The organism is Streptomyces sp. NPDC020898 (genome assembly GCF_044333925.1).
GTDB lineage: Bacteria > Actinomycetota > Actinomycetes > Streptomycetales > Streptomycetaceae > Streptomyces.
This window is the reverse complement of record NZ_JBIRRV010000032.1, coordinates 40,362-64,109: the sequence shown is the minus strand read 5'-3', so window position 1 is coordinate 64,109 and position 23,748 is coordinate 40,362. Positions and strand designations below refer to the sequence as shown.

At 69.3% G+C, this 23,748-nt stretch carries 19 protein-coding genes and 1 pseudogene; 10 read left to right on the top strand and 10 right to left on the bottom strand.

The window, feature by feature from the left end; genetic code table 11:
* Positions 1 to 1,024 (bottom strand): NACHT domain-containing protein (locus ACH4TV_RS46400; RefSeq protein WP_398407512.1); only part of this gene is annotated, 1,024 nt, incomplete at its 3' end.
* A 560-nt stretch (positions 1,025 to 1,584) separates the two neighbouring features.
* Between ACH4TV_RS46400 and ACH4TV_RS46395 the strand changes: the two genes are divergently transcribed.
* A complete protein-coding gene (locus ACH4TV_RS46395) occupies positions 1,585 to 2,154 on the top strand; it encodes a M23 family metallopeptidase (RefSeq protein ID WP_398407511.1) in 570 nt (189 codons plus the stop codon).
* A 3-nt stretch (positions 2,155 to 2,157) separates the two neighbouring features.
* On the opposite strand, the gene ACH4TV_RS46390 is transcribed toward ACH4TV_RS46395, so the two are convergent.
* Positions 2,158 to 2,835: a response regulator gene (locus ACH4TV_RS46390; protein WP_398407510.1), complete on the bottom strand. Its 678-nt coding sequence runs from the start codon at positions 2,833 to 2,835 to the stop codon at positions 2,158 to 2,160.
* Positions 2,836 to 3,095: 260 nt separating this feature from the next.
* On the opposite strand from ACH4TV_RS46390, the gene ACH4TV_RS46385 reads away from it, so the two are divergent.
* Positions 3,096 to 5,036, top strand: coding sequence for a sensor histidine kinase (locus ACH4TV_RS46385; protein ID WP_398407509.1), 1,941 nt, complete (start codon positions 3,096 to 3,098; stop codon positions 5,034 to 5,036).
* A gap of 178 nt (positions 5,037 to 5,214) precedes the next feature.
* Positions 5,215 to 5,970 (top strand): glycoside hydrolase family 25 protein, encoded by a 756-nt coding sequence (locus ACH4TV_RS46380; protein WP_398407508.1) that lies wholly within the window; start codon positions 5,215 to 5,217, stop codon positions 5,968 to 5,970.
* A 98-nt stretch (positions 5,971 to 6,068) separates the two neighbouring features.
* Here ACH4TV_RS46380 and ACH4TV_RS46375 read toward each other — a convergent pair whose 3' ends face one another.
* From ACH4TV_RS46375 to ACH4TV_RS46365, 3 genes are all read right to left on the bottom strand, one after another.
* Complete coding sequence (locus tag ACH4TV_RS46375) at positions 6,069 to 8,387, bottom strand: helix-turn-helix domain-containing protein (RefSeq protein ID WP_398407507.1); 2,319 nt, start codon at positions 8,385 to 8,387, stop codon at positions 6,069 to 6,071.
* A gap of 11 nt (positions 8,388 to 8,398) precedes the next feature.
* The gene (locus tag ACH4TV_RS46370) at positions 8,399 to 8,620 is read right to left on the bottom strand and encodes a hypothetical protein (protein ID WP_398407506.1); all 222 of its coding nucleotides are present in this window, start codon (positions 8,618 to 8,620) and stop codon (positions 8,399 to 8,401) included.
* Positions 8,621 to 9,197: 577 nt separating this feature from the next.
* Entirely contained in the window at positions 9,198 to 9,431 is a 234-nt protein-coding gene (locus ACH4TV_RS46365; protein WP_398407505.1) for a hypothetical protein, read from the bottom strand.
* A gap of 224 nt (positions 9,432 to 9,655) precedes the next feature.
* Between ACH4TV_RS46365 and ACH4TV_RS46360 the strand changes: the two genes are divergently transcribed.
* The 5 genes from ACH4TV_RS46360 (at position 9,656) to ACH4TV_RS46340 (ending at position 15,660) form a co-directional block, all read left to right on the top strand.
* Positions 9,656 to 10,564: a MerR family transcriptional regulator gene (locus ACH4TV_RS46360; RefSeq protein WP_398407504.1), complete on the top strand. Its 909-nt coding sequence runs from the start codon at positions 9,656 to 9,658 to the stop codon at positions 10,562 to 10,564.
* Positions 10,565 to 10,767: 203 nt separating this feature from the next.
* A complete protein-coding gene (locus ACH4TV_RS46355) occupies positions 10,768 to 13,056 on the top strand; it encodes an MMPL family transporter (protein ID WP_398407503.1) in 2,289 nt (762 codons plus the stop codon).
* 7 nt (positions 13,057 to 13,063) lie between these two features.
* The gene (locus ACH4TV_RS46350) at positions 13,064 to 14,410 is read left to right on the top strand and encodes a sensor histidine kinase (RefSeq protein WP_398407502.1); all 1,347 of its coding nucleotides are present in this window, start codon (positions 13,064 to 13,066) and stop codon (positions 14,408 to 14,410) included.
* Positions 14,407 to 15,099, top strand: coding sequence for a response regulator (locus ACH4TV_RS46345; RefSeq protein WP_398407501.1), 693 nt, complete (start codon positions 14,407 to 14,409; stop codon positions 15,097 to 15,099). The genes ACH4TV_RS46350 and ACH4TV_RS46345 overlap by 4 nt, the downstream gene beginning before the upstream one ends.
* Before the next feature lie 144 nt (positions 15,100 to 15,243).
* Entirely contained in the window at positions 15,244 to 15,660 is a 417-nt protein-coding gene (locus ACH4TV_RS46340) for a nuclear transport factor 2 family protein (protein WP_398407500.1), read from the top strand.
* Positions 15,661 to 15,712: 52 nt separating this feature from the next.
* Here ACH4TV_RS46340 and ACH4TV_RS46335 read toward each other — a convergent pair whose 3' ends face one another.
* The 4 genes and pseudogenes from ACH4TV_RS46335 to ACH4TV_RS46320 form a co-directional block, all read right to left on the bottom strand.
* Positions 15,713 to 16,936: an FAD-dependent monooxygenase gene (locus tag ACH4TV_RS46335; protein WP_398407499.1), complete on the bottom strand. Its 1,224-nt coding sequence runs from the start codon at positions 16,934 to 16,936 to the stop codon at positions 15,713 to 15,715.
* Positions 16,933 to 18,324, bottom strand: a complete 1,392-nt coding sequence (locus ACH4TV_RS46330) for an MFS transporter (protein WP_398407498.1) — start codon at positions 18,322 to 18,324, stop codon at positions 16,933 to 16,935. The genes ACH4TV_RS46335 and ACH4TV_RS46330 overlap by 4 nt, the downstream gene beginning before the upstream one ends.
* A gap of 203 nt (positions 18,325 to 18,527) precedes the next feature.
* Positions 18,528 to 20,199, bottom strand: a pseudogene (locus tag ACH4TV_RS46325) (MMPL family transporter); the annotation flags it as partial.
* Complete coding sequence (locus ACH4TV_RS46320) at positions 20,190 to 20,525, bottom strand: hypothetical protein (protein ID WP_398407497.1); 336 nt, start codon at positions 20,523 to 20,525, stop codon at positions 20,190 to 20,192. The pseudogene ACH4TV_RS46325 and the gene ACH4TV_RS46320, both read right to left, overlap by 10 nt.
* A 78-nt stretch (positions 20,526 to 20,603) precedes the next feature.
* Between ACH4TV_RS46320 and ACH4TV_RS46315 the strand changes: the two genes are divergently transcribed.
* Positions 20,604 to 20,903 carry a hypothetical protein gene (locus tag ACH4TV_RS46315; RefSeq protein WP_398407496.1) on the top strand — a complete coding sequence of 100 codons (300 nt, stop codon included), beginning with the start codon at positions 20,604 to 20,606 and terminating at the stop codon, positions 20,901 to 20,903.
* Between the two features lie 898 nt (positions 20,904 to 21,801).
* Complete coding sequence (locus ACH4TV_RS46310; RefSeq protein WP_398407495.1) at positions 21,802 to 22,647, top strand: esterase/lipase family protein; 846 nt, start codon at positions 21,802 to 21,804, stop codon at positions 22,645 to 22,647.
* Positions 22,648 to 23,324: 677 nt separating this feature from the next.
* Here ACH4TV_RS46310 and ACH4TV_RS46305 read toward each other — a convergent pair.
* The coding region (locus ACH4TV_RS46305; RefSeq protein ID WP_398407494.1) for a hypothetical protein at positions 23,325 to 23,748 on the bottom strand (424 nt) is incomplete at its 5' end.

Sequence of the window (23,748 nt, the reverse complement as noted above, 5' to 3'; positions counted from 1 at the left end):
AAACGCTCGACTGGAAAACCCCAGCCGAGCGCCTCGCTAAACTCCTCACAACAGCCGCATGATCAGCGGTGTTGCCACGACCCCTTGAATTCGCCCCTGGGCGGGGGTTGTAGACGGACCGCGCCAGGGACACCATCAGCGGGCTGGTCAGGGCCTGGGCGACCGGCTCGGCCGTCCGCAGTGTCTCGGCAACGGCCCTCCAGCGTTCGGCGGCTGGGGTATGAGGGCCGCCGGCATCGTGGCGCAGGTAGTCCGCGACCTCTTGGGCGCCGAGTGGCTGGAGGTGGATGCCGGCCAGTTCCGCGAGCCGGGCGGGGACCGCGCCGCACGGCCGCAGTGCGGCCTGGTACTCAGTGGGACGGCTCGACAGGACCATGCCGCAGCCGTACGGCAGGGCCTCGTTGACGCGGTGCAGGGCCAGCGCCCCCACCACGGGCGGGAGTTCATCGAACCCGTCGAGCACCGGCAGGACCAGCCGCTGCTCCAGCAGCAGGTCAGCCAGGGTGACCTGCCCGTAGGCGTCGGGCGCGCGGGCGCCCAGCTCCGGGTGGTCCTGCACGAGCCGACGCTCCATCCAGGTTCGCAGGTCCAGCGCGGCCGGGTCCCAGGAGGGCATCGGGAACAGCACGGGCACAGGATCACCGGCTTCCCGTCGTTCGATCGGCGCCAGCACGAGCCGCACCAACAGCAGGGTCTTGCCCGACCCGGGCTCGCCGAGGACCAGCAGCCTGCGGGCCGCAACGCGCCGCGTGAAGACGTCGGCGATCTCACCGTCCCGGCCGGCGAGCACGTCCGACGTCTCGGCCAGGTCGGGGTCGGCGCCCCGCCAGGCGACGGGTAGCGGGTACGGGTCCTCCAGGCGCCGCATCACCGCCTCGGCCTCCCACTGCCGTCGTACAGCATCGGCGAGCCGGTCGGCGACCTCGGTGGGACTGCGCTCCACAACTGCCTCGGCCCGGTCGGCCCGGTAGGCACTCCAGGCCAGATAGGCGCCGGCCCAGGTCGGCAGCAGCGCGGCGAGCACAGACGCAGGGTCCTCCATCCGCAGTGCGGCCAGGAACGCTCCCGCGGTGCCCCGGCCAGCAGGATCAGGTACACGATCCCGGCGCGCCGCACGCGTGCTCCGGGGACAACACCACTCATCCGACGAAGAGTGGCGTACGGAAACAGCAGAAGGCGTCTGTTCAGCGAGTCCTCACACCAGTGGGTGAACGACGCGGCGTGTTGACTCGCTGGGGCGCGATCAGCGCTGCTCACGCTGTGCTTGGTCGCTGTGCCTGGCGGTACACACTCCCTGGCTCAGATCGCTCTGCTTCGCCATCGGCAGCGGACCGGACCTGCACACGGATCTCGGACTGCACCGCGGCCACACCGGACGCCTCCCTTCTGAGGCGGCTGCCGTCCCGTCTGGACGCTGACGTGGCCGACGCCATGGAGAGGCGTGAGGGGCCGAGGTCCCGGGACCACCGGTGGGCAGGGACGGGATTGCGCCCCCAAGTGCCCGGGACGCCCGGCGCGGGACGGTCACGGCTAAGCGCTCACCGCACCGGCGGAGGGCCCTTCCCGCCGCTGGAGGCAATCGTCATGACCACGCTCTACACGCCGTTCCGGGGTAGCTTCCGGATCATCCGGGGCTTCACTGGATCCGACTACACACGGCACCACACCGGGGTCGACTTCGGCACCCCGAGGAACACCCCGATCCTTGTTTCCGCCGCGGGCACCGTGGTGCACTCCGTCGACCTCGAGCGGTCGTACGGGCACCACATCATCGTGTCGCACGGCGGTGGGCTGTTCACTCTGTACGCCCACCTCGAAACACGGCTGGCCGGGAAGGGTGCCAAGGTCACGGCCGGGCAGCGGATCGGGCTGTCGGGCAGCACCGGGAACTCCTCCGGCCCGCACCTGCACTTCGAGGTCCGCAGGGGCCGCAACGGCTCCGGCGCGACAGTCGACCCGTTGCGGCTGCTGAAGGGGAACCCGCCGGTGGCAGCGTTCTTCACAGGGCTGGAGGATCTCGAAGAACTCAACGAGGCCGAGGAGCTGGGGAAGCTGGAGGAAATCGGGCAACAAGACGCGGACGGGCTGGAGGAGTCTGCGCCGGGAGTCTGCTGCGGGGAGCCGGATGTGGTGGCCGGCCCCGTTGAGGGATAGCGGTCAGCGCTCGGGGGCGGTGTGTCCGAGGCCCACGTCACGGGCCCGGGCCACCGCCTCCGCACGGCAGGTGACCTGCAACTTGTCGAAGATGCGGGAGACATGGTTGCGGACGGTCTTCTCGGCGAGCCCCAGCTGGCGGGCGATCCGGTGGTTCGCCAGCCCCTGGGCGACCAGTTCGAGAATCTCCCGCTCCCGCGCCGTCAGCTGCGGAAGCACCTCGGGGTTCCTGGCCCGGCCGGCCCCGGTCAGCAGTTGCGTGATGCGTTCGGCAACCCCGCCGCCGAAGACCGCGCCGCCTGCCGCCGCGGTCCGCACGGCGTGCAGCACCTCCTCCCGCCCGGCACCCTTCACCAGGTAGCCGCGCGCACCGGCGTGTATGGCGGCGAGGAGGTGACCGTCGTCCTTGGACATGGTGAGTACGAGTACCGCGACCTCCGGCGCCGCCGCCAGCTGCCGGGTTGCCTCGATTCCCGAGGCTCCCGGGGTGCCCAGCTCCAGGTCCATCAGGACGACGTCCGGCCCGGTCTCCAGCACCGTGCGCACCGCCTCCTCGAGGTCACCCGCCTCACCGACGACGGTGATGTCGTCGGCGCTTTCCAGCGCGGCCCGCAGACCGAAGCGGAAGAGGGGGTGGTCGTCGACGAGAACGACGCTGATGGGGGCGGCAGTTGGACACACGGCGCCACCCTAGACAGTCAGGTCATACGCATGCCGGACATGACTGGTATGTCACCCGATCGGGTTTCCTCCGGTTTCACGGGTCCCGGCGTCCCTACGGTGAGCATGTGCTCATTTCTCCGTTGCTTTCCTCCGAGTCCGCTGGTGTTTCCGCGGGGGGTGTGCGCACTCGGGGCAATACAGCGCTGGCTGCGCTCCCGGCCGTGGCCTGTTCGGTCATGGCGGTCGCTTCGGCTGTCTTGGTCTTCCGCCACGGAAGTATGCAGCCGTACGTCCGCTTCGGATGCTGGACCGCGCGCAGTCTCGCCATCAGCTTGTGTTTCGGGGCAGCGGCGGCGGTGGTGCTGCGGGCGGGCGGCCGGCGTGGACTCGGCCTCGCGCTCACCGTCACGGCCCTGAGCATGTGCTCCTACGGCCTGGGAGGCGTGCTCTTCTACACGGCCGGGGACGGCTGGCACCTCCCGCCCGCGCTGCTCGCCCTCTTCAGGGGCATGGCGATCTTCGGGATGCACGGGTCTCTCGCCGTGCTGCCGCTGTGGTTCCCCCAGGGCCATCTGGAGAACCGGCATTGGCGGTGGGTGGCTGTCGGCCTGGTCGTGGTGTACGTCCTCTATCTGATCCCCATCGTCTGGTATGGCTGGGGCGCGACGGACGTGGCGTGGAAGGCGAGCGCGGTGGGGCAGGAGCATCCGTGGTGGGACCGCCTCGGGCACCCCGTTATCTGGATGCCGCGACTGCTCAGCATCGTCGTACTCGCCGATGTGCTGCGCCGCCGCAGGGCCTGCGCAGGGCTGCGACAGCGTCAGCTCACCGCGATCGCCGTGGGATACGCCGCCTACTGGGCGACGCAGATTTTCGACAAAGCCTTCGACATCGGAGCGGAACGCGACTTCTCCACCTGGCTGCTCTTCCTGTTCAACGCGGCCGTGGTGCTGTCCCTCGCACTGGTTTCGGTTGCCGCCGTGTACCGCGATGACCTCACCACCTTCGACCGGCTGCTGCGCCGCACCCTGATCGCCGTCGGGCTTGCCATCGGTCTCAGCTCCGCCTTCTACGGCCTGTACGTGGGCCTTCTCCACCTGGTCGATGCCGGCCCTACGGCCAGCGCGGCGATCGCCGCCGCCCTGAGCGTGCTCGCACTGCGGCCTGCTGCCGGTCTGCTGTGGCGGGCGAGCGACCTGCTGCTCTACGGTCGCCGTGCCAAACCCTACGAGATGCTCCGTGCGCTCGCCGACGGGCTCAGACACCGCATCTCCGCCGACGAGGTCCCCGCCACGCTGTGCGGCACCGTCGTCCGGCGGCTGGGGCTGCCCGCCGCGACGCTCACCGCGCACACCCGGACCGGGGACCAGGTATTGGCCCGGGCCGGCAAGGAGCGGGCGGATGCTGTCACCGTCCGGCTGGAGCTGATGGACCGGGGGGAACGCGTCGGCGTCCTGGGCGTCCAGCTCCGCCCCGGTCAGCGGACCCTGGACGCCACCGACCGAGCTGCCCTTGGTGTCGTCACCGACCAGCTCGGTCCCGTCGTGTCCGCGATCGGGCTCCGGGAGGAGCTGCGGATCAGCCGCGAGCGGGTGGTGTCGGCGCGGGAGGAAGAACGGCGGCGGCTGCGCCGCGATCTGCACGACGACCTCGGCCCCACCCTGGCCGGGATGAGGCTCCAGCTCGACACCGCCGCCAGCGTCTTGGACCCCGCGTCCGGCCCGCGCACGCTCGTGGAGGCGGCGAGTGCGGAAGCGGCCCGCAGCCTGGACGAGGTACGTCGCATCATCGACGACTTGCGCCCGCCCGTGCTGGACGACCGGGGTCTGGCCGCCGCGCTGACGTCACTCGCCGCCCGCTTCGACACCGCGTTCCTGACCGTCGGCACCTCCGTGCCTGAGACGCTGCCCGAACTGCCCGCCGCCACCGAGACCGCTGCCTATCGCATTGCGGCCGAGGCGCTGGCCAACACCGCGCGGCACGCCGGCGCCACCAAGGCCCGCCTCGTCCTGTACGTCGACGAGAACACCGACCGGCTGGTCCTGGAGATCACTGACAACGGCTGCGGGCTGCCCGCCCAGCCGCGCCGCGAGGGGGTCGGGCTGTCCTCGATGGCCGAACGCGCGGAGGAGATCGGCGGCCGGTACGAGATCAGCACGTCGGGAGACACGCACGGCGGAACCGTCGTGCGGGCCTTGCTTCCGCTGCGCCTCGAATGACGGCCGGACCCCGCCTCGAACCAGCCCATGCCCGACCTACCGCTGAGGGACCGTCACACCGGGATCGAACGGGACACAGGGCCCAAGCGCCCGGGACACAGGGTGCCCGAATCTGAGCTCCACAAGGGGCCGCCCGGTCGGCGCGGCCCGCCCCACACCAGCAAACCGGAGTCCTGCCATGCAGTCCCGCCCCACGTTCCTTCGCCTCGCCCTGGCCACCGCCGCCCTCACCCTCACCCTGACTGCGCCGACCGCCGGCGCGCACACTGTCGCCGCGCCCGGCCCCGGCGCCTACCCGGTGCACGGCATCGACGTCTCACGGCACCAGCATCCCGGCGGGAAGGCCATCGACTGGGCGGCGGTGAGCCGCAGCGGCCAGAAGTTCGTCTCCATCAAGGCCAGTGAGGGCTCGCGCACCGTCAGCCCGTGGTTCGTGCGGGACCTGGCGGGCGCCCGGAAAGTGAACCTGATCCGCACCGCGTACCACTACTTCGACCCCGAGCAGGACGGACGGCTCCAGGCGGACCACTTCCTGCGCACGGTGCGCGGCCAGAACCTGGACGGCACCCACGCCTACGAACTGCCCCTGGAACTCGACCTGGAGGGTCCCTGCCGTGTCGGCCCGGGGGCGCTGGAGTCCCGGGTTCTCGCCTTCCTCAAGCGGGTCAACGAGGTGACCGGTGAAGCGCCGACTCTCTACACACAGAAGTCGTACGTGGACCGCTGCATGGCGAGCAGCAAGGCACTGGGCGGCTACCGGGTCCGGCTGGCGCGCTACGGCACCACGCCTCCCCCCGCGCTGCCTGGCGGGACCGGCTGGCACTTCTGGCAGTTCACCGAGAGCGCCACAGTGCCGGGAGTCCCCGCCAAGGTCGACGAGAACGTGTTCGCCCACAGCTACAAAGCCCTGAAGCAGCTGGCCCACCTGGACTAACCCGCCACGCTCAGGTCCGGAAGACAGCTACACGCAGGCAGCAGGGCCCGGCGGACTCCGCCGGGCCCTGCTGCCTGCTGTCAGGCCTGCCCAACGCCCTATCGGTACTGCCGGGGAACGCTGCGGTAGTACCGGGCGATCGCTGCATGGCTCAGGGTGTAGCTCTGGGAGGTGTGTTCCAGCAGACCCACTTCGGCGGCACGGGCGAGAGCGGTGGGCAGCCGCATGGGGCTGAGGTCGCGCAGGAGCGCAGGGCGCGAGATCGCGGCAGCCAGCCACTGGCCGGTCGTGGTCGTCAGGAGTACGAAGCGGAGCCCGATGATCACGAGTGGAAATGAACCGACCGGGGCCAACGGCGCTGCTGCCACCGTCAGGAAGAGCAGGAGGCCGTCTGCGAGTGCGCGGTCCGGCGTCAAGGTCTTCCAAAGGGCGAGCAGTGGGCTCATGGCCACCAGACAACTGAAGGGGAGAGCCAACAGATTTGCGTCGAGGATGTCGTAAGAGCTTTCGTAGACCTCGGTCAGGTTGAGGCCTAGGCAGACGATTCCGGGGATCGCTGCCAGGAAGGCTCGCATGAGGAATGCCAGTGCCCGTAGATCTGCCGGGATCGCGCCCCGGATTGATTCCTTGCGCAGGTAGGCGTAGCTCAGCAGACCCGTCAGGAGCGAGCAGGTGTATGTCGTCGTTCCGCTCACTGCAGTAGTGCTCTCGTATGAGTAGTAGTCGGGCTCTGCCGTGAGAACTGCCAAGTACAGGTAGGCGCACAGGGCGAGGACGGTGCTTTGCACGATGGAGGACAGAATGCCGCGGGGGCGCGAGCGGTACAGGTCCGAGAGAGAGCGGACTCCTCTGCCTCTGGTGAGCTCATGTATGGCGATACGTTCCAGTGCCAGGTGCAGGGCTGACGCGCGGGCTCGGTGGTGCGGCTCGCGCTGGGGGGAGTCCGGCGGGCTGAGCGGTTCCCGTCCCGTCGCAGCCTGCTCAACGAGGTAGCCGGCCAGCCGGTGTTCCAGGGTCTCGACGCTAACGCCGTCGGCGATCAGTTCGCGCGGGTCTGCCCGCCCGTCGGTATACAGCATCCGGGCCGCCCCCGCGAGCAGGGGCGAGGACAGGACTCGCGTGGCTCGTGCGTCAGGTTGGGCGCGCAGTGCTGTGATCACGGCAGTCCAGTCCTGGGCCTTGGAACGGGCGCAGGACTCGGAGCGGGAGCTGCGTTGCAGCCAGCCGTCCAGGTCGTCGAGGTTCAGGGGCTGAAGCCGGATGCCGGCGCTGGCGGTGATGACCGTGTCGGTCTGCTCTACGGCGGATGTGAACTCGCTGTAGCCGCTGACCACCACGAATTGGGCAGTGGCAGGGAGGTGGTTGAGGTCGTCCAGTGCATGGCCGCGCTCGATGGGGGAGAGCCGGTCGAAGTCGTCGAGGATGGGCAGGAGCTGGCGCTTGCCGAGCAGGACGTTGACGAGTTCACTGTGGAAGAGGGCTTTCTTCCGCTTGCTGGCGTGGGCTTGGTCGGCCAGGGCGTTCAGCTCGGCAGCCATCCACTGCCGCAAGCTCTGCCGCCGCTCGGGCTGCCAGGTGCTGAGGGAGAACCTGACGGGCAGGGCGCCATTCGACGGGCCCTTGCTCGAGGCGAGCAGCTGTTCGCCGAGATGGCGCGCCATCTGGGTCTTGCCGCTCGAGGGCTCACCGAGAATGAGCAGGCGCCCTGCGGGGACCAGAGCGAAGATCTCGGCGATGTCCGTGTACTGCCCGCGGAGGTCCGAGGCGGCTTCCTCCTGGTCCATGAAGTCGGCCGGGACGGTGGCGAAGCGCACGGGGGCCGGCGCCGGATGCGCCACGAGCCCCCGCACATGTGACTGAGGGGTCAGGGACCGCCAGGCGGCCTGTTCCAACGCACCGTGCCAATCCGGCCCTGGTGACTGGTCCGACGCCATCGAGCCCGGCAGGGTTCCGCTGCCAGGATGCGGCGGTGCCGGGACAGTGTCGGGCGGTGCCGACGACTCGAGCCCGATGTTCGGCCCTCGCGGCGGCACAAAGGCGCTTCGTTCGCCGGCCGCGGAGGGTGCGGTCGGGATCTCGTCTGCCTGTCCGACGACGGACCTGTCCCCGCCGCCCCCGGCATCGTGCGCCACCTGGGTCGCAAGGGCGGCCTTGTCGTAACGGCTGCGCCACAGCGCGAGGTTGGCATCCGGTTCACATGCGAGGACCCAGGCCTGCACCAGTTCCCAGCGCGGCAGATCCCTGCCCGTGGTGGCGGTACTGAGGGAGGCGGGGCTCCAGTTGACGGTAGCGGAGAGGTCGTTGAGTGTGAGTCCGGCGCGGCGGCGGAGCTCGCGCAGTTGCTGCGCGAGCTCCGCCAGGGCCGGAACGGACGTGTCGAGCTCACGCTGCGGACGTCCGCGCTGCCCTTGGGACATGCTGGGGCCTCCTACTGGCCGTGCGCGGGCTTTGTCGGCAGGACAGTGACGCGCTGGGCCAGGTCCAGTGCGGTGGTGGTCACCAGCACGATGAGGACCAGGGCGGTGTTCGGGTCGTAGCCGTTACGGGTCAGCAGAACGGTGACCACGGCCACCACGATCACCACGACGATGCGGACAGGGAACAACGAGGGCCACCAGCCAGGGCGATGGGACGCCTGCGATTGCACCATGAGTGCCTCCTGTTATGCGGAGAGGGTCGACGGTCCGAACGTGCTTGCGCACGCATCTCTGCCTGCACTGCCCGCAGTTGGCGCTGCGGGACGGTTCGCCGCCATGTGCCTGGGGCGACGGGCAGGCCTTCACCTTGCCCTGTCCCTGAGCCGCGAACCAGTCCGCGAGTATGGGGGCATTGCGCCTTATGATCCGATATGCGTTTCCCGCTGAAAAAATCCTCGGGACGTCCGCACGGAACTGAAAAAGTCATCATTCAGACCGTCCTTGCAGGTAAGCGCACACGGGTGCCCAGTCTCGCCGCCCGACGGCCAACGCGAAGAATCGCGCCCCCTGAAGAAACGAAGTCAGGCGCATAATCGGGATGGGAACACAGCCGCGAACAATGCGGTGCCCCTGCGAACGGAACTCGACGGTCCGGACGCACACCACCCGGCAGGGCCGTTGGCGCGGCCCTGCCACACCTTTCACTCAGCGCCGCCCTGCCAGAGCATCAAGACGCAGCCGAGTTCCGGACCGCTGCCCGGGGGCTCGCCAGTGGATCCCCCCTCGTCGGCGGGGGGCTCTGGGTGGCGGTCAGTGTCGGAGCCGGCCGGCCAGGAGCTGCGGCCGCTCGGCAGTGGAGGCCTCAAGACGCTTCACGAAGTCCTCCAGGACGCTCAGGACGGCACTGTCGGGCACGCCCAGCCGTTCTCGTTCCTTGCTGACGAACGGCTTCAGCACGGCCCAGATCTCGAGGCACCGGCGGCGCAGCAACGCGTTGACGAACCGTTCGTCGATGATGTCGAGGTAGGCCGGCACCTGCTGCACCACCGGTCCGGCCGACGCGGCCGTAGAAGTCGGTGCGAAGGAGCCGTCCGTCGTGGGCCGCTGCTGCTGATCCGCTGATGGCCGACCACCACACCAGCGGGGCCGTGGCCGGGACGGGGGACCGGTCACGGCCCGCGTCTCCCTGCCGCCTTCGCACCCCCGACGGCCGCCCTCGCACTGAGGCGCTTGAGTCTCTACCCGCCGGAGGGTTCAGGATCTGACGCATGGACGACGAACGCCCCGACGTGCTCACCATTGGCCGGCTCGCGCACCGCACCGGACTTTCGGTGGGCACCCTGCGCTTCTGGTCGGACGAGGGAGCGGTGCCGCCTGTGGGCCGCTCCGCGGGAGGCTACCGGCTGTACGACGCCGAGTCCGTGGCCCGCGTCGAACTGGTTCGCACTCTGCGGGAGCTGGGCCTTGGACTCGACGACGTGTGCCGTGTCCTGAGCGGCCGCACCACGGTCGCCGAGGTCGCCGACGCGCATGTGGCCGCGCTCGACGCGCAGATCCGCTCCCTCAAGGTGAGCCGGGCCGTCCTGTCCACCGTGGCGAAACGGGGTTCGACCGTTGAGGAGACAGCACTGATGAACCGGTTGGCGCGGCTTTCCGCCGCCGAACGTGAGCAGATCATCGACGAGTTCAAGGAGGAGGTGTTCGGCGGCCTCGACGACCCGGGCCTGCGCGACCGCATGCGTACCTTCAGCATCGAACTTCCCGACGATCCCACACCCGAGCAGGTCGACGCCTGGATCGAACTGGCCGAATTGGTGCGGGACCACGGGTTCCGCGCCCGGTTGCGCACATGGATGGAGCTCAACACGCCCGTACCGGGGCAGGCCCGTCCCCCCGGGGCGTCCATCTGGTGGGCCAGGCAGATCGTGCAGACCGTCGCGGAGGTCAGAAAAGGCGGGATCCCTCCCGAGGGGCCGGCCGCGGCCGAAGTGCTGTCCGAACTGTTCGGTGACACCGATCGGGCCGCCGTACTGCGCAGTCTGGAGGCTGGGATCGAGGCAGGAGCGGAGCACTACCGCAGGCTCGTCGCCCGGGTGCGCGGGCAGAATTCGTCGCCCGACGCGACCGAGGAGCTGGAATGGCTGGCGCGGGCCCTGCGCGCCGCGGATCAGACCTGACATCGAATTCCAGAATCAAGCCATGCCCGGCCCCGGACCGGCCCGTAGTGCGTACGCACCAGGACACGTGAGTGCCTGGTCCGGATGCACCAGGGGAGGACGGCGGAGGAGGACGATGCCCGGCAGGGCGCCGGAGGGAAGTGTGGGTGGCGCGTGAATCTCACGCGTTCCCCCTTGCCTTACGGCGTCTGGAGTGATCAAAGGTGGCGACGTTTCTTTGCCGGATCGGACGGTGGGCCTTCCGGCGGCGCCGGCTCGTGGGCGGTCTGTGGCTGGGTGTCCTGGTGCTGGCCGTGGTCGGCGCCGCCGTGGCGCCGGCTGGGGAGGAAGAGAACCTCTCCATGCCCGGCACCGAGTCGCAGAAGGCGTTCGACCTGCTGGACGAGCGCTTCCCGCAGAGCAACTCCCAGGGTGCCGAGGCCCGTTTGGTGTTCCGGGCCCCGGACGGGCAGCGGGTGACGGCCAGAGAGCACAAGGCGGTCGTCGAGGACACGCTCGGCTCCCTGGACGGGGGCGATCAGGTCGCGTCGACGACCGACCCGTACGAGACCGGCGCTGTCAGCGAGGACGGCACCATCGCCTACTCCACGGTCACCTACACCGCCGAGGCCGTCGACCTGACCGGGGCGACGAAGAGCGCCTTGGAGAACGCCGCGAGCCAGGCGCGGGACGCGGGGCTGACCGTGGAGATCGGCGGCTCGGCCCTGGACGCGGAAGAGGAACTGGGCGGTACGACCGAGCTCATCGGCGTGGCGGTGGCGGCGGTGGTCCTTGTCCTCGCCCTCGGGTCGCTGGTCGCGGCCGGACTGTCGCTGCTGACCGCCTTCGTGGGCGTCGCCATAGCCTTCGGCCTGGTTTCCGCGCTGGCGGTTCCGCTGGGCCTGACGTCCACCGTCGCCATCCTGGCGCTGATGCTGGGGCTGGCGGTCGGTATCGACTACGCCCTCTTCATCACCTCCCGCTTCCGCGACGAGCGCGCCCAGGGCCGCGAGCCGGAGGAGGCCGCGGGCCGGGCGGTGGGCACGGCCGGATCCGCCGTCGTCTTCGCCGGCGCGACCGTCTTCATCGCCCTGGTCGGGCTGGGGGTCGTCGGCATCCCCGAACTCACCAAGATGGGCATGGGCGGTGCGGGCGCCGTGGCCCTTGCCGTACTCGTCGCGCTGACCCTGGTCCCCGCGCTGTTCGGCTTCTTCGGCCGGCGGGTCCTGTCCCGCGCCGTCCGCAAGGCTGCGGGAGCGCCCCGAAGGGGCGCGGGGAACTGCGCGACCAGCCACGACGAACCCGCAGGCGACCGACGACCCATCGCGGCAAAGCCGGCGAAGCGCATAGGCACCCGCTGGGCACGGTTCGTGCTGCGCCGGCCGGCGGCCGTGCTGGTGACCTCCGTACTCGGTCTCGGGACCGTCGCCCTGCCGGCGCTGAGCCTCGAACTCGGGCTGCCCGGAGACGAGTCCAAGTCGGTGGAGACCACCCAGCGCCGCGCCTACGACCTGCTGTCGGAGGGCTTCGGCCCCGGCTTCAACGGCCCGTTGACCGTCGTCGTGGACATGCCGGACTCCGCCGACGCCCGGGCCACCACGGACCGGGTCGTCGAGACCGTACGGGGAGTGGACGGGGTCGCGTCGGTCGGTGAGCCCGTTCTCAACCGGACCAAGGACACGGCCGTCCTCACCGCCGTACCGCGGACCGCGCCGAACAGTGGCGAGACCAAGGACCTGGTGCACGCGATCCGGGGCGCGGTCTCCGACGTCGACGCCGACACCGGCGCCGCCGTCCTGGTGACCGGCACCACCGCGATGAACATCGACATCTCCGAAGCCATGTCCGACGCCCTCATCCCCTATCTGGCCGTGGTCATCGGACTGGCGGTGCTCCTGCTGACGGTGGTCTTCCGCTCGGTGCTGGTCCCGGTCAAGGCCGCGCTCGGCTTCCTGCTGTCGGTGGGTGCCGCCTTCGGCGTGCTCGTCGCGGTCTTCCAGTGGGGCTGGGTGGCAGGCCTGCTCGGCATCGAGCAGACCGGACCGGTCATGTCGCTGATGCCGATTCTCATCATCGGCATAGTCTTCGGCCTCGCCATGGACTACGAGGTCTTCCTCCTCGCCCGGATGCGGGAGGCCTACGTCCATGGCGCGTCCCCCGGCGAGGCGGTCGTCAGCGGGTTCCGGCACAGCGGACGGGTGGTGGCCGCGGCGGCGATCATCATGATCAGCGTCTTCGCCGGATTCGTAGGGATGAGCAGCCCGACCATCCAGACGATGGGCGTCGGGCTGGCCGCCGCCGTCGCCTTCGACGCCTTCGTGGTCCGGATGGCGATCGTGCCCGCGGTCCTGGCACTGCTCGGCCACCGGGCCTGGTGGCTGCCTCGTATCCTGAACCGTGTGCTGCCGAATGTGGATATCGAGGGCGAGAAACTGAGCAGGCATGTCCCGGCCCCCGCCACCGACCCGGACGCGGCGGTGCGGCGGCTCCCCGTCGGCCGGCAGCAGCACTGAGCCGACCATGACGCACACGGGGGGCGGTGGCCCGCGATCACGCGTCACGTGGTGGCGGGAGGCAGCGGTCACGGCGGCGGCGTTCGCGCTCTGCCTGTTCGGCGGCGTGGTGCAGGACGACGGCAGCACGCTTTCACCGCCGTCCGCCGCCGCCTACCTCATCGCCGTGGTGTCCTGTGCCGCGCTGCCGGTGCGGCACCGGGCGCCCCTGGCCGCCATGGCGGTCACGACCGCGTGCGGCGTGCTGGGGCCGGTACTCGGCCTCCTGCTGAGCCCGCTCATCGTGGCCCCCGCCGTGATCACCGCGTACTCGTACGCGCTCACCGTGCGCAACGAACGGCGCGCGGCGGGCGCGGTGCTGCTCATCTCCGCGGCGCTGCTGGTCGCCTCCACCCCCTTGTTCGGGGCCCTCTCGTGGCAGGACGCGAGCAGGGTGGGAGCGGTGGCGGCGTTCCCGCTGGTGGCCGGCGTACTCGGTCACTCGGTACGGAACCGACGGGCCTACCTGGCGGCCGTGGAGGAGCGGGCCCGGCGGGCCGAGGAGAGCCGGGACAGCGAGGCGCGCCAGAGAGTGGCCGAGGAACGGGTGCGCATCGCCCGGGAGTTGCACGACCTCGTAGCGCATCAGATCACCCTGGCCAACGCGCAGGCCACGGTCGCCGCCCACCTCTTCGACACCCGCCCGGAACAGACCCGCACGAGCCTCAGGGAGCTCGTCGAGACCACCGGCCACGCGCTCGACGAACTGCGGGCCACGGTAGGTCTGCTGCGTCAGTCCGGAGACGCGGCCACGCCCGCCGAACCGGCGCCCGGCCTGTCCCGGCTTCCCACGCTCCTGGAGTCCTTCCGCCGCGCGGGTCTGGAGGTGACGGTGCACCAGGAGGGCACGGCCAGGCCGCTGCCGCCGGGAGTGGACCTCACCGCCTACCGCATCGTCCAGGAGGCCCTGACCAACGTGACCAAGCACGCCGGTACCGGCAGCGCCCGGGTGCGCCTCGCCTTCGGCCGCGATCGCGTGACCATCACCGTCGCCGACGACGGAGGGGGCGCGCGTACGGCGCCGACCGCGCCCACGAGGCCGAGGGCGTCCGCCGTAGTGGACCGTCCGCCCGGTTACGGCCTGATCGGGATGCGGGAACGTGCCACCGCGGTCGGGGGACAACTCTCCGCGGGCAGGCGCCCGGAGGGCGGCTTCCTCGTCTCCAGTCAGCTGCCCCTGCCGCCCGCCAAGGACAGCACACGGGGCGATACGACAGGGAACACTGACGAAGCAACAACCATCGAGGGGCCGATGACTGACGGAACGACAGGCCACCGACGGACCGGCGACGCAGAGGCCGGGGACGCGTCGTGACGCTCAGGGTTCTGCTCGCGGACGATCAGGCTCTGCTGCGCGGTGCCTTCCGGATGCTTCTCGACACCGCCGACGACATCACCGTGGTGGGCGAGGCCGGTGACGGCAGGGAGGCGGTGCGACTCACCCGGGAGCTGCGCCCGGACGTGGTGATCATGGACATCCGTATGCCTGGGACGGACGGTCTGACCGCCACGTCGGAGATCTGCGCGGATCCGGAACTGCGTGCCAGTCGCATCCTGATCCTCACCACGTACGAGACCGACGAATACGTCGCCCAGGCGCTGCGCGCGGGGGCCGGCGGCTTCATCGGCAAGGGCATCGGGGCCGAGGACCTGGCGGACGCCGTCCGTACGATCGCCGACGGCGACACTCTTCTGTCTCCGGCCGCGACCCGCTCCCTGGTCGCCCGTTTCCTGGCCACACCGGACACTCCCTCGCCGCAGCACGCTGAACAACTCGCCGTGCTCACCCCGCGCGAACGCGAGATGGTGGCCCTGGTCGCGACCGGCCTGTCCAATCAGGAGATCGCCGAGCGGATGTTCCTCAGCCCCTTCACCGTCCGCGCCCACGTGCAGCGCGCCATGACGAAGCTGGAGGCCCGCGACCGGGCCCAACTCGTCGTCATCGCCTACCGGACGGGCCTGGCCCACCCCGCCCCCGACGAGGGCACCGGTCGCCTGCCGTAGCGAAGTCCACGGCGGAGGCGCTATTGAGGGTGCACGGACGGGGCATGCGACCTGCGCCTTGTACCGAGCTTCTGCACACTCCGCGGGCGGCGGTCGTCGGCGTGACAGACAGCGGCAGCAGGCATTCCGCACTAGATTCGAACGATGGGCGACATCGCTGGCACTCCCTGGAAGGGTCCCGAGGGCGACCCTGTCCACACCCGGCTCATCACCCTCGCGAAGGACTGGGCGGAAGCCATCGTCTCCAACGACGCCACCCGGATCGGTGGCTTCATGGCCGATGAGTGGGTCATCGTCTCCGCGTCAGGCGTCTCCGACAAGGAGCAGTTCCTCTCGCTGGTCGAGTCCGGGGAGTTGACCCACTCGGCAATGACCAGCGTCAGCCGGCCGAGGATCCGGGTGTATGGCGCTACCGCGGTTTTGACCGGGCGGGTGACGAACACGGCCCACTACAAGGGCCAACGCTTCGACGCCGACGAGTGGACGACCGATGTGTTCGTGAACCGGAACGGCCGCTGGCTGTGCGTGCTGAGTCACATCACTGCGGCAGCCCCGGACTGAGATCGACGAGTTCCTCGTCGATCTCGCGTATCCGTTGCGTTGCCGTATCAGGTCACGGCATCGGGGCGAACTCGGGCAGCACAAGGGCCGAGTGGGCGGGCCGTGCCGACGCGGAGGGCAGGGTGCCGAGGCCACGCAGCACGGTGTTGCGTTGCTCCAGGGCGCGCACGGTGGTGGGGAAGAGTGTGGCCGCACCGTTGTCGACGAGTGCCTGATTCACGGCTACGAACTCGCGAACGTCGCGTTCATAGGCGGCGAAGGCCGCAGTGTGGTCCCGGTTCGTGGCCAGGGCGTCGGCGAGCATGTAGGCGCCGACCAGTGCGAGGCTCGATCCTTGTCCGGTGAGGAACGAGGGTGCGTACGCGGCGTCGCCGACGAGAGCGACGCGGCCGCTGGACCAGTGGGGCATGCGGATCTGACCGGCCGTGTCGAAGAACAGGTCGTCCGCGTCGCGCATGGCGTCGACCATGCGAGGCACCTCCCATCCCGCGCCCGCGAAGGTCGTGGCGACCAGGTCCCGCTGGGCTTCGGGGTCCCGGAGAGCATCGGACGGTGGTTCTGGTCGGTGGAAGTTCAGGAAGGCGTGCACCTCGTCGTTGTCCCCGACGGCGTAGAGGGCCGCAGCCTTCCCCGGGGCGTTCCACATCATGAGCTCGTGGGAGAGCCCGAAGGTGTTCGGCATGGTGAACAGGGCGAAGCAGTAGCCGAGGTAGCGGTGGAACTGTTCTTCGGGGCCGAACAGGGAAGCGCGGGTGTGTGAGTGCATACCGTCGGCGCCCACCACCAGGTCGAACGTGCGCTGTTGCCCACTGTGGAACGTGACGTCGGCCCCATGTTCGGACTGGTCGAGGGTGTCGATGGAGTCGGCGAACAGGAACTCCACGTCGTCGCGGACCATCGCGTAGAGGTGCGCGGCCAGATCCCCGCGACGCACTTCCAGGTCCTGTCCCTCGACACTGCCGACAACGGCGTACGGGCTGACCGAGGCCACTTCACCGCCGTCGGCGTCGAGGAAGGTGCAGCGACGCATGTCGATGTGCACGTCCCGCAGGTGCGGCAGTATCCCCATCCGCCGGACCACTTCTGTCGCGGTACCGCGGATGTCGATCGGGTATCCGCCGTCGCGCAGGGCGCCCGCCTTCTCGACCACGGTGACCGCCCATCCGGACCGGTGCAGCCAGTACGCCAGCGCGGGTCCGGAGATACTGGCCCCGGAGATCAGGACGTTGCGCTTCCCGGTGGTAGTCGCGTCCGTCGACAGACCGGTCGGTGTCATGCCTGGGCTCCCTTTTTCGTGAAACGGACAACGAGCAGTGACAATGCGGCGACGAGTCCGGCGACGGCGAAGCCTGTGGTGAAGGCCGATTCGGTCGGTAGGCCCGTCACCGGGTCGGCCTCGGCGTCGAGGATCGCGCCGCCGATCTGGGCGCCCAGGGCGACGCCGATCACGCGGGTCACCACGAGCAGGCCGGTGGCGATGCCGGTGTCCTTGGTCTCGACGGCGGTGGCGGTGCCGGCGAGCAACGCCGTGGTGGCGACGCCTGCGGCGAACGCGGTCAGCACCTTCGCGAGGACGAGCTGCCATTCCGCGCTGTGCAGCGACGCCAGGGCGATCATCGTGGCCGCCGTGACGACCGTGCCCACGACGACCACGGCACGCGGACCGAACCGCCGGGCCGCGATCCCGCCGACCGAATCGCTCGCCGCCCCGACGATGGCGCCGGGCAGCAGGAACAGTCCGATGGCGGTGGTGCCGGCTCCGAAGCCGTACCCGTCGGCCGATACCGCGAACAGCTGCGGGAGCAGAAGGAGCACCATCCCGGAACTGGTGGTGATGACGAAGGTGAGCACGCACGCATGCCACATCGCGGGCTTCGCCAGCATGCGCAGATCGACCATCGGCGCGGCCGCCCGGCGCTCGACGGCGACCCATCCGGTCGCGAGGGCGGCCACGGCCACCGCGATGGCTCCGACAGCGGGTGGCGGCAGGCCGCCGTCCCTCGTCACCGTCACGAGTCCGAGCATGAACGCGAGCAGCGTGCCGCTCAGCAGCACCACCCCGGGCCAGTCGATCCCGCTGTCCGACCGGATCGGCGGATCATGCGGCATCAGCCGGCTCACGACCGATGTCGTCGCGATGATCACGATCGTCGGCAGCGCGAACATCCAGTGCCAGGACAGTCGTTCCGAGACCGGCCCGGCGAACAGCATGCCCACCATGCCGCCGCCGGTGAACAGCGCGACGACCAGCCCGATCGCCACCTGTGACTCTCCTGGCGAGAGGTGTTTGCGCACCAGGATGAAGGAGAGGGGCAGCGCACCCACCATGACGCCCTGCAATACCTGACCGAGCAACAACACCGGCAGGTTCGGCGCCAGTGCGGCCAGCAGACCACCGGCCGAGACGACGGCCATCAGCCAGATCAGCACCCGCTTCCCGCCGTAGCGGTCGCCGAGTTTGCCCGCGATGGGTGTGACGACCGCGCCGGTGATGAGTAACACGTTGCCGATCAGGGCCCCTTCGCCTGGACTGACCCGCAACTCGCGTTGCAGCAGCGGGAGCGCGGGCTCCACCACTGACTGCAGGGCGCCGAGGGCCAGTGCCAGGATGCCGAGGGCACCGATCGACAGCCTTCCGATACGGGCCGGGGCCTCCACAGCCACGGCTTCGGACGTAGACGTCCCTTTCAACACCTGTTGATCACTCCAGACACCGCTGGGAAAGGGGAGTGCGCGAGATTCACGCGCCTCCCACACTTCCCTCCGGCGCCCCTGCCGGGCATCGTCCTCCGCCGCCGTCTTCCTCTGGTGCATCCGGACCAGCCACTCACGTGTGGCGGTGCCTGTGCACTACAGGCTCCCGCCGGTCAGACCCTGGTGGAGTTCTCCGTGTGTGCCGGAGCCGCTGCTGCGGGGCCGGGTGCGGGCGTCGGCTGGGGGCCGCCTTCGCTAAGGCCGTAGCGTCCGTGGAACGTGCGCAGGAAGCCGGGCGCGTACCAGGCGGAGCGGCCCAGCAGACGCATGGCGGCGGGGACGAGGACGCCGCGTACGGCGATGGCGTCGATGAGGATGGCCAGTCCGCTGCCGAGGCCGAACATCTGCATGAAGCTGAGCTTGGCGGTGCCGAAGGCGAAGAAGCTCACCGCGAGCAGGACGGCGGCCGCGCTGACGATGCGTCCGGTGTGGCCGAGGCCGTTGACCACGGCGGTCTCGTTGTCGGCTCCCTGGTCGTGGAGTTCCTTGATCCGGCTGGTGACGAAGACCTCGTAGTCCATGGAGAGGCCGAAGGCGATGCAGAACATCAGCACGGTCATCGTCATCTCCATCGGCTGCGGGGTGAAGCCGAGGAGGGAGGAGAGGTTGCCGTCGTCGAAGATCCAGGTCATGACGCCGAGGGTGGCTCCCAGGCTGATCAGGTTGAGGACCAGCGCGCGCAGCGGCTGCACGACGCTGGCGGTGAACAGGAAGAGCAGCAGGAAGGTGGTGAGGACGATCAGGGCGCCGGCCAGGGGGAGTTTGTCGGCGATGGATTCCTTGGCGTCGACGAGTACCGCGTCATTCCCCCCGACCAGGGGACGGGCCCGGGGGGCGGGGTGACCGAGCGCACCTGCTTGACCAGGCTCTCGGCCGCCGCCGACTTCGGTGTCACGCCGCTCACCACGCTGATCCGCTGGGCGTCGGGCCGGTCGAGAGCGGGGTTGGCCGGGCCGGTCGCCGTGGACTGTCCCGCCGTGTAGACGCCCGTGCTGGTCTCGACACGCTCGACGCCCTTGAGCGTGGCCAGTTGGCCCGCGTACGACGCCAGTGGAGCCTCGGCCACGGACTGGCCGATGACGGTGTGGAGGGCCGAGTCCTCACTGCCGCCGAAATTCTCCCGCAGGACCTGCGAGACCTCGCGGCTCTCGGCGTCCTTGGGCAGCACGCGTTCGTCCGGCGTGCCGAAGGAGATGTTGAGCAGCGGGCTCGCCGCGAACAGCAGCACAGCAAGGCCGGGCGCTGCCGTGAGCACGGGCCGCTGCATGACGGTGCGTGCCAGGCGTCCCCACAGAGGTGGTCCGGCGTCGGAGCGCTGCGACTTCGACCAGGGCAGCCGACCGCTGTTGACCCGGTGCCCCAGAACCTTCAGCAGGGCCGGCACCACGAACAGGGTGCTGAGCGCGGCGATGGCGACGACACCGACTCCGGTGAAGCCCATCGAGCGCAGGAAGTAGTGCGGGAACACCAGAAGCGCCGCCATGGCCGCCGCGACCGTCGCGGCGGAGAAGGCGACGGTGCGGCCCGCGGTGTGCACCGTGCGCCGGACGGCGTCGTCCACGCTCGCCCCGGCCGTGAGCTGTTCCCGGAAGCGGCTGACCATCAAAAGGGCGTAGTGATGCCCAGTCCGAGGCCCAGAGCGGTGGTGAGGTTGGACGCGGTGTCGGCGACATCGGTGATGCTGCCGAACAGGAAGAGCTGGGCGAAGGAGCCGATGATGGCGGTGATCGCGATGACCGGCGGCAGCAGGGCCGCGACCACACTGCCGAAGACGATCATGAGCAGTCAAGATCGGTGCCTGGCTCGCCAAAGCCTGGACCAAACACCGCACCGGCCAACTCCCCGAAGAACACGCCCGCCTGGTCTTTGTGCTCTTCGACGGCGACTGGACGGCCGAGGACGCCGCCCCGGCCGCCGTGCTGTAGGTCCGGTTTGCCCATGAGGAATGGCAAGGCACGCAGGCTCAGCAGTAGGGGCGGCCGCTCGTCCGCCGGTATGCGCGGATGAAGAGCCCTGATCGCGCCGAAGCTGTCCTTCGGGCCGTGGACGAGCCGGCGCCGGTGATCCGCCGCGGCGGCCTCCTCGTGCGCCCAGGCACCCAGCGAGCGCACATTCGCCGGGCACCGTCAGCGCCCGTACTCGGCAGCACCAACCACCGCCAGCCCGCGCGGTGCTCCTAGGATGCCTGGATGCCGAAGCCGTTACGGATGAGTCGCCGCATATGGGTCGCCGCGTGGGCGGTGCTGTGCGCGGCCGCTATAGCCGCCACCGCCGCGCTCAACGCCTCCCCGGCGCCTGACCCGCAGCCCGAGAAGCCGGAGAAGCCCGTGAGCGCCGAGTGCGCCGAGCACATTGCGGACATCGAGACGCAACTGGCCAAAGCCAAGCAGGAAGGCAATGACGACGGCGTGTTGTCCTTCACGCGAACCCCGGTCGGCGCGTACGACTGCAGCGACGAAATCGTCGACCACTTCAGCACCGGCCGGTGAGCCGCGTTAAAGGACTCGCCGCGATAGCGGGGCTGATCTGCGCCGGTGCCGTGACGGTCATCGCACTGAGCGCTGGGCCGGGACCGGAGCCCACGCCGCCGCGGGTGTACTCCTCCTGCCTGGCAGCCGACACCAAGCCGATACCTGCGGGCGCCGACCCGTGCGGCGGCCGCTGAGGAGCCATTGAGCCAGCGGTTGCCGACCGGCCCGCAGCGCCGCCACCCGAGGACCCTTGTGCCACGACACCACCTCACTCGTGTCGGCCTCCGCGACTGTATGCAGCTTCCCGGGATCGTGCCCGCACCCGGGACCGAAAGGCTGCCCGCCTGTCGCAGCCGCGCCCCGGCGGCGCCCGCCCCGCCCGCCTCCTGGCCCACCTGGCACACGGTCGTCGACCGCGGCCCGGTGCGAAGGCCGGCAGGTCGACCACCATGCCGATGGCGGCCGCTGTCGACACCACGATGCCGTACGCCTCCGAAGCCGAGCGCCGTACGGCGATCGACCGGCAGCTGCACGAGACCGTGACCGCCCAGGCCTGGGCTCGTGAGCACCGGTGGGAGCAGGTCCCGAAGGACGCATATGAGCGCAGGAGTGTCGGCGCTGTTACGCGTTCGCGTGACATGCCCACCTCCGGTCCGCCACGTAATCTTCGAAACCAGGACGCCCCTAGAGGAACCCTGAGCGCATTCAAAGTCCAGCAGCAATCCCGAAAACCAGCAGAGGGCAGTCATGCCCATCTGCCAGATGCTGGGCCACGCCCGTACAGGCGACCAGCGATTCAGCAATTTGACGCTGATCGAACACTCGATCTCTACGAGTTCAAACTGAGTGCCTGAAGGGTAGGGCCGTGCAACAAGCAAGAGGTTCAGCCAAGCTACTCATAAGCATAATTCTCGCCATGGCGATTACATTCTTTGCAGCAGCCCCGGCAAACGCCGCCCCAATTCGGTCCGACGGCAGCGGCAACACCGTTTTGCTCATTCACGGATTCGACCCAGATGGCGCGGCGGATACCAACTGCGCCGAGTACTGGGGCGATGCTATTACGCATTTCAGTAAAAGTGGCTGGAACAACGTGGCGACGTTCGGCTACTATTCTTCAGGGCCGGAGAACGACTGCAACTTCAGCTACTCCGGTGGTACGCGTGAAACGTCCATCACGTCGATAGCTAAGTTGCTCGCGGATACCATCTACTATAGCTGGACCATCAACAACGAGAAGATCGATGTGGTCGCCCATTCCATGGGTGGCCTCGTGATCCGCTCCATGCTATACCACGTCGCGAACGGCACCCCGGGCTGGCCGACGCACCTCTACATTGAGGACGTTGTCACGCTCGGCACTCCGCACGATGGGGCAGCCCCCGAACAGGTCCTCCTGTGCAGGCGAGTCTTCCTCGATCAGAGACAGTGTACGCAAATGACTCCGGGCAGTGCCTTCCTTCGTGATCTTCCCGAGACTCCGTCAAGCGGCTCGCCTGCATTCAGAACGGACTGGACGGTAGTCTCGTCTTTCCACGACTTTACGACCGGGGGGAATTCCGGAGTCGGGGTCAACGCGGGTCACAAAATCCAATATCAGAGCGACCCTAAGATCGGCCACTCGGCACTGAAGAGCCTCGGAAGCGGCTCGCATCGCGGCAAAATTTGGCATAAAAGCGTTGGTGCGTGGTCAGCCTGGGGTGGCCGGGCAGGACCGCTTGAGCAGGCACGAAAGGCTGTCTACCACCAGAGCAGCCACTAAATTTCTCACCGCAGGGAGGGCGGCCGTGTTGTTAACGGGCCGCCTTCTCGATGGTTTCTGTCGAGCCGGGTGCGGAGGACCTCGCCCGGGCCCGACGGCAGGGCCTCGACCTTCATTTGAGGTCCTCGCGGCAACGAGATGGTTGCGGTGTATGATCGCCAATGCGTGCACGGGATGGTGACACTGCGTCAGAGACTCATGAAGCCCCTGGTGGAAATGGGTCTACCAAGATCACGTTCCGCGCAACCAGAGGTTTCACGTGCCATCCGGTATCACCTACGCCGCTGTCCCTGACGCCCGCAGGAAGACTTCTGCCGGACATCTCGCGATCTGCTGCGCAGTCATCGTGACCGGCTCGGCACCCACACTCCGTGCAAGAGCCCGGCCGGCCCGCACCGCTCACGCGTCGAACTTGCCGAGGAGTACAGCCGTCTTCGCGAGACCCCGCCGGAGAGGTAAAGAGCCAGCTCGGAGGGAAGGGCTTCCTGCCGAAGGAGGGCTGCGATGAGTGAGCCGCGGGAAGAAGTCCGGCAGCAGCTGCGGGCGGCAGGCGGGCCACGGCTGTGCTGCCTACTGCCCACCAGCTTCGGTACCGTCGACGGTGGGCTGAGCTGCGAGGACCGGGTGCCCCGCGCAGCGACGTCTGCGCGGGGCACCCGGGGGCCTTGGGCTCAGCCTCAGCCCAGGGGAATGGCGTCGGCCACACGCTGGGCGACGATCCAGACCGTCCCGGTCTCAGTGGTCACCACACGCCTGCCGTTGACGATCTTCCAGACCGTCGTGGCGACAGGCGTCCTGATCAAGGTGCCGTCCGCGATGGTGGTGGACATGCCGTTCCACACCCGGTCGGGCAGAACCCACATCGGCCGGGTGTCGAAGCCTGCGGCTTCCAGCTCCGCGGGTGAGGCGAAGTCAATTCGCGCACCACCGATGACACCCGCCTGAGTCGGCGAACCCGCCTGATTCAACCGCGTACCATCTGCGATCCTCGTCGACATTGCACTCCACACCCGGTCGGGCAGAACCCACATCGGCCGGGTGTCGAAGCCTGCGGCTTCCAGCTCCGCGGGCGAGGCGAAGTCAATTCGCGCACCACCGATG